At 66.6% G+C, this 12374-nt stretch carries 6 protein-coding genes; 3 read left to right on the top strand and 3 right to left on the bottom strand.

Annotated features, from left to right (window positions below):
* The first annotated feature begins 76 nt into the window (after positions 1-76).
* From LRC39_RS20250 to LRC39_RS20240, 3 genes are all read left to right on the top strand, one after another.
* Positions 77-1228: an ABC transporter permease gene (locus LRC39_RS20250; protein WP_346295436.1), complete on the top strand. Its 1152-nt coding sequence runs from the start codon at positions 77-79 to the stop codon at positions 1226-1228.
* A gap of 2 nt (positions 1229-1230) precedes the next feature.
* Positions 1231-2004 (top strand): ABC transporter ATP-binding protein, encoded by a 774-nt coding sequence (locus LRC39_RS20245; protein WP_107345654.1) that lies wholly within the window; start codon positions 1231-1233, stop codon positions 2002-2004.
* 137 nt (positions 2005-2141) lie between these two features.
* Positions 2142-3035 (top strand): MlaD family protein, encoded by an 894-nt coding sequence (locus LRC39_RS20240; protein WP_263989422.1) that lies wholly within the window; start codon positions 2142-2144, stop codon positions 3033-3035.
* A gap of 248 nt (positions 3036-3283) precedes the next feature.
* On the opposite strand, the gene LRC39_RS20235 is transcribed toward LRC39_RS20240, so the two are convergent.
* The 3 genes from LRC39_RS20235 to LRC39_RS20225 all read right to left on the bottom strand — a co-directional run bounded on the left by LRC39_RS20235 (position 3284) and on the right by LRC39_RS20225 (position 12329).
* On the bottom strand, positions 3284-4087 hold the full coding sequence (locus tag LRC39_RS20235) for an NYN domain-containing protein (protein ID WP_346295435.1): 804 nt from the start codon (positions 4085-4087) through the stop codon (positions 3284-3286).
* Positions 4088-4342: 255 nt separating this feature from the next.
* Positions 4343-5827 carry an amidase gene (locus LRC39_RS20230; protein ID WP_346295434.1) on the bottom strand — a complete coding sequence of 495 codons (1485 nt, stop codon included), beginning with the start codon at positions 5825-5827 and terminating at the stop codon, positions 4343-4345.
* 424 nt (positions 5828-6251) lie between these two features.
* Entirely contained in the window at positions 6252-12329 is a 6078-nt protein-coding gene (locus tag LRC39_RS20225) for a negative regulator of septation ring formation (RefSeq protein WP_346295433.1), read from the bottom strand.
* Positions 12330-12374: the final 45 nt, after the last annotated feature.

The raw sequence follows: 12374 nt of genomic DNA, 5'->3' as shown, positions 1-12374 counted from the left end.
GTTGCCCGGAGCTGACAAGTATGGCTGGTAATGAGCTTGGCCCGCAAGGCGGCGTTCGAACCCGGATTGGCTCAAAATGACACAGCAGATAGCGTTGGAGGGCGGTCCGTCGCTCGAACGGATCGCGCGTGGCGAAGAGCTGGCGCTGCGCGCCTCGGGAACATGGACCGCGCGGTTCGCGCCGGCGCTGGAGCGGCTGGTCACCGAAGCTGAGAAGATCGGCGAGACCAAGCCCAACGTCTTCATCGACGTCTCCGGAATTTCGCGGCTCGATACGTTCGGCGCGTGGTTGATCGAACGGATGCGGCGCAATCTCGGTCAGGACGGGACCGAGGCGCGGATCGCGGGTCTGTCGACCAACTATGCCAGCCTGGTCGACGAGGTGCGCCAGGTCGGCGACACCGGACCCGCGCCGCGGCGCGGCGGATCGCTGCGCGCGCCGATCGAGCGGCTCGGTCGCACCATGTACGCGTTCTTCGACGACATCGTCGCGCTGATCAGCATGATGGGCGCGGTGATGGCCGGCGTGCTGCGCGTGATCGTCCGGCCGACCTCGTTCCGGTTGACCTCGACCGTGCACCACCTCGAGCAGGTGTGCTGGCGCGCGGTGCCGATCATCCTGCTGATCACCTTTCTGATCGGCTGCATCGTCGCTCAGCAGGGCATCTTTCATTTCCGCAAGTTCGGCGCCGACGTGTTCGTGGTCGACATGCTCGGCGTGCTGGTGCTGCGCGAGCTCGGCGTGCTGCTGGTGGCGATCATGGTGGCGGGCCGGTCGGGCAGCGCCTACACGGCCGAGCTCGGCTCGATGAAGATGCGCGAGGAGATCGACGCGCTGCGGACCATGGGGTTCGATCCGATCGACGTGCTGATCGTGCCGCGGCTGATCGCGCTGGTGCTTGCGGTGCCGATCCTCACCTTCCTCGGCGCGATGGCGGCGTTGTATGGCGGCGGGCTGGTCGCCTGGCTGTATGGCGGCGTCGATCCGGAAGCGTTTCTGCTGCGGCTGCGCGATGCGATCTCGATCGATCATTTCACCGTCGGCATGATCAAGGCGCCGGTGATGGCGGCCGTGATCGGCATCGTCGCCTGCGTCGAGGGGTTGGCGGTGCAGGGCAGCGCCGAGTCGCTCGGCAGCCACACCACCGCGTCGGTGGTGAAGAGCATCTTCTTCGTGATCGTGATGGACGGCGTGTTCGCGATCTTCTTTGCGGGAATTGGAATCTGACGATGACGGGTGCGGCCGATCCGATCATCCGGGTGCGCGACGTTTCCGTGCAGTTCGGCGCGACGCGGGTACTGAACGGGCTCGATCTCGACGTCCGGCGCGGCGAGATTCTCGGCTTTGTCGGCCCCTCCGGCGCCGGCAAGTCGGTGCTGACCCGGACCATCATCGGCCTGGTGCCGAAGCTGAGCGGCAGCATCGAGGTGTTCGGTATCGATCTCGACAAAGCCAGCAAGTCCGAGCGGCGCGGTGTCGAGCGGCGCTGGGGCATCCTGTTTCAGCAGGGCGCGCTGTTCTCGTCGCTGACCGTGCGGCAGAACATCCAGTTCCCGGTGCGGGAATATCTGAAGCTGTCGCAGCGGCTGCTCGATGAGATCACCATCGCCAAGCTGGTGATGGTCGGACTGAAGCCGGAAGTGATCGACCGCTATCCGTCCGAACTCTCCGGCGGCATGATCAAGCGCGTGGCGCTGGCCCGCGCCCTCGCGCTCGATCCGGAGCTGGTGTTCCTCGACGAGCCGACCTCTGGCCTCGACCCGATCGGCGCGGGCGATTTCGACGAGCTGGTGCGCACGCTGCAGCGGACTTTGGGCCTGACGGTTTTCATGGTAACCCATGACCTCGACAGCCTGCACACCGCCTGCGACCGCATCGCGGTGCTGGGGGATGGCAAGGTGATCGCAGCCGGAACCATCGCCGACATGCAGGCCTCGCAGCATCCGTGGCTGCGTTCGTATTTTCACGGCAAGCGCGCCCGCGCGGTGGTCGGTTCGCCATGATCGGGGCGCGTCAGGAAATTTCGACCGCCGCACCGCGGCTGCGTCGTTTTGCTTCCGCATTCTGCGCTCAAAGCCTGCCGCGTGGCGCGGCGGCTGATGAGCCGGCGGCGCCGCAGATTGGTTTGGAGTAGAGGCGAATGGAAACGCGTGCGAATTACTTCCTGATCGGGACGTTCACCCTCGCGGTGATCGCCGCGGCGTTCGGGTTCGTGCTGTGGTTTCAGAGCCTGCACACCACCAAGGCGCGCAGCCCGCTGCGGGTGGTGTTCGAAGGCGCGGCCTCCGGCTTGCGCAACGGCGGCAGCGTGAATTTCAACGGCGTCCGGGTCGGCGAAGTGGTGTCGGTCAAGCTCGACAATCCGCGCCGCGTGGTGGCGCTGGCGATGGTCGAGAACACCGCGCCGATCCGCAAGGACACCCAGGTCGGCCTGGAATTCCAGGGCCTGACCGGCGTCGCCGCGATTTCGCTGAAGGGCGGCTCGGAGACCGCGCCGCCGGTGCCGCTGGACGACGACGGCACCCCGGTGCTGACCGCCGATCCCGAGCTGCTGCAGGACATCTCCGAGTCGATCAAAGCGACGCTGCGCAACGTCAACCGCCTGGTCTCCGAGAACCAGGAGTCGGTGAAGACCTCGCTGGAGAATTTGCAGACCTTCACCTCGAGCTTGGCGCGCAGCTCCGACAAGATCGACAGCATCATGTCGCGGGTCGACGGCGTCATCGCCAAGACCGACAGCGTGATGCAGGGCATCGACGCGCTGGCCGGCGGCAAGGATGGCGGCGAGCTGTTCCAGGCGGTGAAATCGTTCCGCGAACTCGCCGACAATCTCGACAAGCGCTCCGGCGCCCTGATCCTCGATGGCCGCCGCACACTCGCCGACATCAGCCGCGCGGTGAACAATTTCGACCGCAACCCGACCCGGGTGCTGTTCGGGCCGAGCAACACCGCTCAGCAGGAGCAGCCGGCCGCAGCGCCGCCCACTGCCGCCCGCGCCGAACAGCCGCGCCCGCCGCGCCGCCGACAGCAGTAAGGCGGCTCCGGGAGAGCCCTCATCAACTCGCGGCGCATGGGTCGAGACAGCGCTTCGCGGCCCCTCACCATGAAGTTGAGCCTGTCGTAAGCGCGCCGAAGCACGGTCCCACTTCGATCGCAAGCAATGCTCGGATTTCAGCGCGCCCGCTGACGTCTCAAGTCACGGATGCGGCTTCGCACGTCCGTGCGGCGCTTGCTGATACCAGGATCTGCACGCCAAGCTGATCCGCGATCCTCGTTGAACGATCAGGACGCAGCACCGCCGGTGCGGCGCGTGTCCTGTCTTGCCGGACGCTTCCTCGGGGATGTCGGCTTGTCGGCCGGAGTGCCGTGCGGCTTCAGGCGAATCCGCATCGCGTGGCCGCCCTGATGCTCCAATTCGAACGCGTTGGTCTTGCGCACGAGGTCGCTCAGCTTGCGGAAGCCGAAGGTTCTGGGATCGAAGTCGGAAGCCAGATTGGACAGGTGCTTGCCGACTTCGCCGAGCGACACCCAGCCGTCTTCGCTTTCCATCTGTTTGATCACCCGCTCGATGATCGGAGTGGCTGCGCTCGGCGGCTGAAGCGGTTTCGCCGTCGATGCCGTACCCTTGCTGTCGCTCGCTCCGGCGATCAGGTTCTCGGTGTAAACGAAGCGCCGGCACGCCTGCCGGAAACTCTCCGGGGTCTTCTGCTCGCCAAAGCCGAATACATCGACGCCTTGCTCGCGGATCCGCGAGGCGAGGCGGGTGAAGTCGCTGTCGGACGAGACCAGGCAAAAGCCTTCGAAGCGGCCGCTGTGAAGCAGGTCCATCGCATCGATCACCAGCGTGATGTCGGAGGCGTTTTTGCCGGTGGTGTAGGCGAACTGCTGCTGCGGGATGATGGCGTGTTTCGCCAGAATGTCGGCCCAGCCTTTCGAGCGCGAGGTGGAGAAGTCGCCGTAGATCCGGCGAACGCTGGCTTCGCCGATTTTCGCGATCTCCTCGAACAGTCCGTCCGCGATCTTGGCGGATGCGTTATCCGCATCGATCAGAACGGCAAGGCGAGGCGAGCGGTGTTCAGAAGGCATGGTGCGTCCTAGACTGAGGTGGCCCAGAAACTGTAAGGCGTCTTGGTGGGAGACGAGATAGTGCAATCGCCCGGTTTCATCAAAGGCCCAACGAAAATCAAACTATAGCGCAGACGAGCGCACCCACATCCGCATAAGCCGTTCCCGCCGCAAGTCCGGCTCCTGTTGCGCTCATCCGAGCTGCACCTGCCACAGCCCTTGCCGAACAGCAGCGCATGCCGCGCCGCCGATCGCAGCAGTAGCTTCAGAAAGCAGTTATCCGGCGAACACCGGCGGATATTTGCCGGCCCAGGGCTGCGCAGCCTCGAGCTGATACGCCAGTTCTAGCAGCGTCTTCTCGCCGCCGCGCGCGGCGGAGAACTGGCTGCCGATCGGCAGGCCGGCGTCGTTCCAGAACAGCGGTACCGACATTGCCGGCGTGCCGGCGAAATTATGCAGAGCCGTGTAGGACGCGTAGGCGAGCGAACGCTCGCGCAATGTCGCGTAGGGGACGGTAGGGGCGAATTCGCCGAGCTTCGGCGGCGCGCGATCGACCACCGGCGTCAGCCACGCATCGTATTTGGCGAAGAACGCATCGAGCCGGCGGACGATCTCCTGCCGATAGGCGAGCGCCTTCTGCACCGCGTCATTAGGCAGCTTCTCAAACACGGCGGCGTTGCCGAGCGTCCACGGCTCCAGCACCGAGGAAGGATCAAACCCGCGCTTCCTGGCGAGCTTGACCAGGGCCGCTGCGTCTGTGGCGAACAGGGCAATGTAGGCGTCGATGATCTGGTGATCGCCGGCCAGCGGATGCGCGGCCGGGATGACCTCGTGACCGAGATCGGCGCAGAGCTTCGCGCTACGCTCGATCGCCGCTTTGACGTCGACCGCCGGCGCCGCCCCGAGGGCGTTGTCCATCGTCAGCGCGATCTTCAGCTTCTTGTTGCCGGGTCTGGAAACGTAGCCGATCGGCGCAAAGGCCGCCTTGCGGCCGGTGGCTTCGGTGATCGACAGCGCCATGGCGCTGTCGCGCACGCTGCGCGTTTCCATGTGATCTGCCACCATCACGCCGGAGATGTCGGCATAGCCGAGCTCGATTCGGCCGAAGCTCGGCTTGAGACCGAAAACGCCACAGCACGACGCCGGAATCCGGATCGAACCGCCAATGTCGTTGGCGTGGGCGAACGGCACCATGCCGGCGGCAACGGCCGCTGCGGCGCCGCCGGATGAGCCGCCGGTCGAATGCTCGGTATTCCAGGGATTGCGGCAGGGCCCGAGCAGCAAAGGCTCGGTGGTCGGCAGGAAGCCGTATTCGGGCGTGTTACTCTTGCCGACGAAGATGATGCCGGCGCGGTCATAGGCGGCCAGCAGCGGCTCGGTCTTGGTCGAGATGTTGTCGGCGAACAGGCGGGAGCCGAAGGTGGTGCGGACGCCTTTGTAGTCGTTGACGTCTTTGGCCAGGCTGGGGACGCCGGCAAACGGACCGTTGGGTAGCGGCTTACGGGCGGCCTTGCGCGCCCGGTCGAACATCGCGGTCACCACCGCATTGAGCTTCGGGTTGACCTGATCAATGCGGTGGATCGCGGCGTCGACAAGTTCGAGTGCGGTGACCTCGCGTTTGCGGACGAGCTCGGCCTGGGCCAGCGCGTCGAACCGGGCGAGATCCGGTGCAGCGGTAGCCTTGGTGACGAAACCGGGAATGGCGGAGGCGACCACGCAGGCGGCGGTCGATTTCAAGATGAAGCGGCGGGAGCAGGGCATCGGTGGCCTCTGAGCGATCAACAACAGAACGCCGAAAACGGACGCACGCGTCGATATCGAGCGACCGGCGGAATGCTGCGGGCCGCTTGGTCACCTCGGCTGAGGGCAATGGAGCCGAGGTGAGTCGATTGATTACTTGTAGGACAAACTAAGCGATCGCCGCGCGAGAAGCGATCCTCGGGATCGACCGATATCCGCCTGCGGAGCGGTAAAGCGTCTGCCGTGGTTGCCGGCGCGTGAGTACGTCCCGGCAAAAACACGTCGTCTGGTAATCAGATGCAGCGAAAGGCCGCCCACTTTATTGGGCGCTGGCAATTGGGATCGTTTGCCCTGGAGGCCGGTTTGCATCGGGCAAAGAAAAAGCGGAGGCGCGAGGCCTCCGCTTGAATCGTTATGGCGTCCTTGTCGCCGCGAGGCCGACCGATCAGCCCAGCCGTCCGGCTGCGTGGGCCAGCAACGTGTAGACCAGTCCGGTCTCGGACGAGAGGTGACCGCGCAGAGCCTGCGGGGCGTTGTCGTCACGGGCGACCTCGTCGAGCAGGCGCTCGAACTCGGCGATGTAGCGGTCGACGGTCTGCTTGAAGCTGCGCTCGCTGCGATATTTGCGGGCGACTTCGTCGAACGCCTTCTGGCCGGCCGGAGTGTAGAGCCGCTTGGTGAAGGACTTCGCCTCACCGCGCTGGTAGCGCTCCCACATCTCCAGCGCGAGGTTGCGGTCCATCAGCCGGCCGATGTCGAGCGACAGCGACTCCAGCGGATTGCCGCTCATCGCAGCCTGGGCCTGCTGGGCGGCGCGACCGCGCGGCGGTTCACGCTCGGCACTGGTGTCGGCGCGGTTGAGCAGCTCCGACAGCCAGCCGTCACGGCCCTGGTCGGCGTTGCTCGGCGCGACCGGCGGCGCTTCGGTGCGGCGCGGACCGACCGGCATGCCGAGGTCCGGCGGCGGCAGCGTCGCGGCGCTGGATTCCCGGCTGCGCGGGGCAGGGCGGGCGGCGACCGTTTCGGCACGTCCAACGTTGGCGGTGGCCAGCACCGGCTCTTCCTCGCGGGCGGTCACGGTGGCGGCGCGGGTCGGCGTCACCACGTCCATACCGCGGCCGTGGCGGGCGACGATGCGGTTGAGTTCGGCCAGCGCCTCGATCTGGTCGACGATCACCTTGCGCATCTGCGCGGTGCTCTCGGCGGCCTCCTGCGGGATTTCGAGCACGCCGCGGCGCAGCTCCTCGCGGGTGGATTCGAGCTCGTGCTGCATCTCGGCGGCCATCTGCTTGATGCCCTGGACGATCGAGGTGAAGCGATCGGCCGATTGCTTGAACAGCGCATCGGCTTCCTGGGTGCCTTGCTTATAGACCTGATGCATCGCCTCGACGGTGAGACGGCGCTCCTGCTCGGCGGCGCTGCGCACCGCTTCGAACTGCTGCGTGATGCTGGCGGAGCCGGCACCGGCGGTTTCGGCCACGATCCGCGCGACGTCGCGGGCGCGCTCCTCGGCGGCGGCGAGCGATTCATCCAGCAGGCTGGTGAACCGGCCGAGCCGCTGGTCGAGATCCGCAGTGCGCAGATCGAGGGTGGTGACCAGCGATTCCAGTGCTTCCTTGCGATCGCTGACCGAGGTCGAGGCCTGGCGGTTGCTGTGCTCGAGCAGGTCGGCGGCCTCGGCCAGAGCGTGGCCGTGAGCTTCGAACTGCGCCGACAGCGCGCCGAGATCTTCCAGCGCCCGCGCGGTCTTGGTGTGGAAGCCGGTGAGCTGGTCTTCCAGCGTCTGCGTGGCGGCACCGCTGCGGGCGTTGACCTCGTTCATCGTGGTGACGAAGTCGGCGACGCGGGTGACCAGCGCGCGTTCCAGCGAGTTGAGGTTCTCGTGGGCGCCGGTGAGCACTTCCTGCAGCAGGATGTTGCCTTCACGCAGCCGCTCGAACAGCGCCACGGTGTCGGTGCGCAGGATCTTGCTGGTCTCCTGCATCTCGGTAACCGCGGTGATCGAGACCTGGCGCGACTGTTCGATCGCCGACCGCGACGCGAGGTCGAGGTCCTTGAGCGACTTGTTGATCGCATTGGTGGCCAGATCGCCGGCGCCGGTGATCGAGCGGGCGACTTCGGTACCGTTGGTCAGGATCGAGTTCGAGAAGGTCTTGCCGCGCGTCTCGATGGCGTTCAGCGCGTCGCTGGTGACGCGATCGATTTCATTGGTGAGCTGGTTGGTCTTGCCGGCGATGGCTTCGACCAGTACGCCGCGCTTGCCGTCGATGATCAGCGACAGCCGCTCGGCCTGCTGCTGCACATAGCCGACGATCTCCTCGCTCTTGGCGGTGATGGTCGAGCCGAAGCTGCCGCTGGCGGCGAACACCGAACGCTCGACGTCGGCCGAGGTCGACTTGATCTTGGCGCTGACCTCGTTGGACATCGCCACCAAGGTGGCCTGGGCCGCCGAGGCGCTGACCTGGATGTGGTCGGTGGTGTTGGCGGTCACAGCCGACAGCGTCTGCTCGATCTCGGCAGAGAGCGCCTTGATATGGCTGGCGGCATCGACCGAGCTGGTGGTCAGCGTCGACTGCACCTGGCGGGCGCTGTCGAGGATGGTCGAGGCGGTCGCGGCACCGACGCTGGTCAGCGTGCGCTCGACATCGATCGCCAGCGACTTGACGTGGTTGGCAGCTTCGCCGGACGCAGTGGCCAGCGAGGTCTGGGCCTCACGGGCACTCGCCACGATCGAGTCGGCGGTGCTGCGGCCAGCAGCCACCAGCGTGCGCTCGACATCGGCGGCGATCGAGCGGACCTGATCGGCCGACTCGGTCGACGTCGACACCAGGGTGGTCTGGACTTCGCGCGCACTGGCCAGCAGCGTGCCGGCGGTTGCGCTGCCGGCGGCGGTCAGCGTGCGCTCGATGTCGCTGGCCAGCGACTTCACCTGGTTGGCGGCCTCGGTCGAGGTTGCCACCAGCGTGTTCTGCGCTTCACGCGCACCGGCCACGATGGTCTCGATGGTGTTGGCGCCCGAAGCGGACAGCCGGCGCTCGACGTCCGCGGTGAGGGTCGTGACCTGGTTGGCCGCTTCCGACGACGCAGCGACCAGCGTGCGCTGGATGTCGTCGCTGAGCGACTTGACCTTGTCGGAGGCTTCTTCCGAGGCCGAGACCAGGGTGGACTGCGCCGACCGGGCGCCGCTGAGCACGGCTTCGGCAGTGGCGTTGCCGGCCGCATACAGCGTGCGTTCGATGTCGGTCGACAGCGAGCGGATCTGGCCGGTGACTTCGGACGAGGCCGACACCAGCGTGGCGTGAGCCTCGCGGGCGCTCGCCAGCACCGAGGCCGAGGTGGTGTCGCCGGCGCCAGTGAGGGTGCGTTCGATGTCGACGGCCAGCGACTTCACCTGATTGGCGACGTCGGCCGAGGTGGTGGTGAGGGCGGTCTGGGCCTCGCGGGCGCTGCTGAGCACCGACGCTGCGGTGCTGCCGCCGGCTTCGGTCAGGCTGCGCTCGATCTCCGAGGCGAGCGACTTCACCTGGGTGGCGACTTCGGTCGAGGTCGAGGTCAGCGTGCTCTGCGCTTCGCGCGCGCTGCCGAGCAGCGACGCAGCCGCATGGCCGCCGACTTCGCTGAGGGTGCGCTCGATGTCGGACGCCAGCGACTTCACCTGAGTGGTGACGTCGGTGGAGGTCGCGACCAGCGTGGTCTGGGCCTCGCGGGCGCCGGCCAGCACGGTAGCGACGGTGGCGGTGCCGGCAGCCGACAGCGTGCGTTCGATGTCGTCGGACAGCGAGCGGAACTGCATCGCGGCTTCGCTCGACACCATGGTGAGCTTGGCCTGGGCTTCGGTCGCGCTCGATACCACGGTGGCGGCCGCGGTGGTGCCGACCGTGGTGAGGGCGCGTTCGATCTCTGCCGAGGTGACCTGCAGCTGGGCGCCGACATCGTTCGACACCGACAGCATCGAGTCGCGTGCCGACTGGGTGCTGCTGCGGATGGTGTCGCTGGTGCTGACCACCAGATGGGTGAGGGTGCGTTCGGCGTCGGCGACGTTGGTCTTGATGCCCTGCGACAGCTCTTCGGCACGCGCCATCAGCATCTCGCTGGCCTCGCGGCCGCTGCTCTCGAACCGGCCGGCGACCGCTTCGATGCGCGAGCCGAGCAGGTCTTCGAACTGCGACACGCGAAGGTCGACGTCGTTGATCACCGCAGTGACGCGGTTCTCCAGGCCGTCGTGGATCTCCTGGAAGCGTGCGCTGACGGTGGTGCTGAGATTGGCGGTGCGGCTGTCGATGGTCTCGGTGACCGCGCCGATGCGGCGGTCGATCGCGTCGATCGCCTGGGCGGTGCCGTCGGTGAGCGAGTGGGTGAGGTGGGTGAGCCGGGAATCGATCGCTTCGATCGCCTGCACGGTCCCGGTCGACAGCGTGGTGGTGAGCGTGGTGATGCGGTCGTCGATTACTTCGACGGCGTTCGCGGCGCCGGTCGACAGCGTCGTGGTCAGCGTCGCGATGCGGCCGTCAATGATGTCCGCCGCACTGGAGGTACCGGTCGACAGCGTGGTGCTGAGCTGCACGATCCGCGAGTCGATCGCTTCCACCGCGTTGGCGGCGCCGGTCGACAGCGTCGAGGCGAGCTTCTCGATGCGGCCGTCGATGTTGCCGGTGACGGCTTCGGTACGGGTGTCGAGGATACGTTCGAGCGAGTTGAGATGATTGCCGACGGTGTCGTCGAGCGACTTCAGGCGGTTGTCGATCGTGCCGTCGAGGCTGCCGACGCGGGTGTCGAACAGGCTTTCGAATTGATGCAGACGGTCGTCCAGCCGCGCGGTGATTTCGCCGGAGCTGCTCGCGACGCGCTGATCGAAATTGTCGACGTAGGTCTTCAGGGTCTCGTTAATGTCCTGGGTGCGCTGGCCCATCCGCTCGACGATCTCGCCGCCGAACGTCTTCACGGTGCGGTCGAATTCGGAGATGTGGCGGGTGATCAGCGCGCCGAGCGTGCCGCTGTCGCGCGCGAACTTCTCGGCGAGCTCGGTGCCCTGATGCTTCACCAGGTCGTCGAACGCGCTCATCTGGATGCTGAGCGTGTCGTGGGTCGCTTCGGTCTGGCTCACCACCTTGGCGACCAGCGTGTTGACGGTGACGTCGAGTGCTTCGCTCGCCTTGTCGCCGCTGGTCAGGATCTGATCGGCGAGGCGATGGCCGGCGTCGTCGATCTTGTTGACCAGATCGGTGCTGCGCAGCTCGAGTTCGAGCAGCAGCGAGTCGCCGGAGTTCTTCAGCGAATCCTGCACCTGCTCGGTGCGCTCCGAAATGCCGTCGATGATGGTCGAGGAGCGCTGCTCGAAATCGGTGGTGATGCGGTCGAGCCGCTCGTTCATCATGTCGTGGACGCGATCGGCCAGTTCGACGAACTCGGCGTGCACGTGGCCGGTCTTGAAGTTCAGGCTGGTGGTCAGCCGCTCGCTGGCATCGAGCACCGCGCGGGTGGTCTCGGCGCTGGCTTCTTCGAGGCGGTCGAGCAGTTCGCCGCCGCGCTCACCGAGCGCGAGAATCATGTTGTCGCCGGCGTGGCTGAGGGCGCTGGTGATATGGGCGCCACGCTCTTCCAGGGCGCTGGTGATGCTCTTGGCGACTTCGTCGACGCGGCTGGCGATCGCGTCCGAGATCAGCGCGATGTCGTGGCGGAGGTCGATCTGCACGCCGGAAATGGCGCTGCGAACCTGCTCGGCCTGACCGACCAGGTTGTCGCGCTGATGCGCGATGTCCTGCAGCAGCGCGCGAATGCGTACTTCGTTGTCCGAATAGGCGCGCTCAAGCGCCGACACTTCGTTGGCGACCAGCGCTTCCAGTTCGCTGGCGCGCGCAATCGCACGCTCGACGCCGTCTCCCATCGCGGCGACCTCGCGGCGGATCGCCTGACCGACGGTTACCACCGAGTCGCTGGCGGCGATTTCGGGCTCGGAGAAACGGATCGCGACCTGCGCCATCGACTGCGCGATCATCCGCAGCTCCTGGCCGCGCCACGCGAGGCTGGCGAGGAAGTAGAACAGCATCACCGGCGCGAAGAACAGCGCGGCGAGGCCCGCGAGCGCCAGCGTTCCGCCGCTGCCCTGGCCGACCAGCGCCTGCAGGGCGGGCAGGAAGCTGACGGTCAGAATGATGCCGCCGAACACCCAGACGCCGGCGAAAATGGTGGCGAGCGTATAGACGTTACGGGTGGTGCGACCCTTCTGCAGCGACTGCAGCAGCTGGCCGATGGTCTCGCGGTCGTCGTTGGCGGGGCGGCTGGCGAAGCTGCGCTCGGCGGCCGGCTCGAAGCTCGGCGCCGGCGGCGTGATCCGCGGCTCCCCGGCCAGCTCCGTCAGCTCGGAGAAGCTGGGCTCGGGGCTGTCCGAATTTGGCACACTTTCCTTTGGCCCGGCGGCCTGATCGTCACCGGCCGGAGGCGCGTCGGGGATATTCAGGGCTTCCTGAATCGCCGACAGCGCGACTTCGGTCGGATCTTTGATCTTCTTAGGATTGTTCGCCATCTTGATTTACGCCCTTGTTACGCATCCGGGGACGTCGGTTCAGTG

This window comes from Rhodopseudomonas sp. P1, assembly GCF_039642825.1.
GTDB lineage: Bacteria > Pseudomonadota > Alphaproteobacteria > Rhizobiales > Xanthobacteraceae > Rhodopseudomonas > Rhodopseudomonas palustris_H.
The sequence above is the reverse complement of the archived record's forward strand: the minus strand, read 5'-3'. Positions and strand labels throughout refer to the sequence as shown.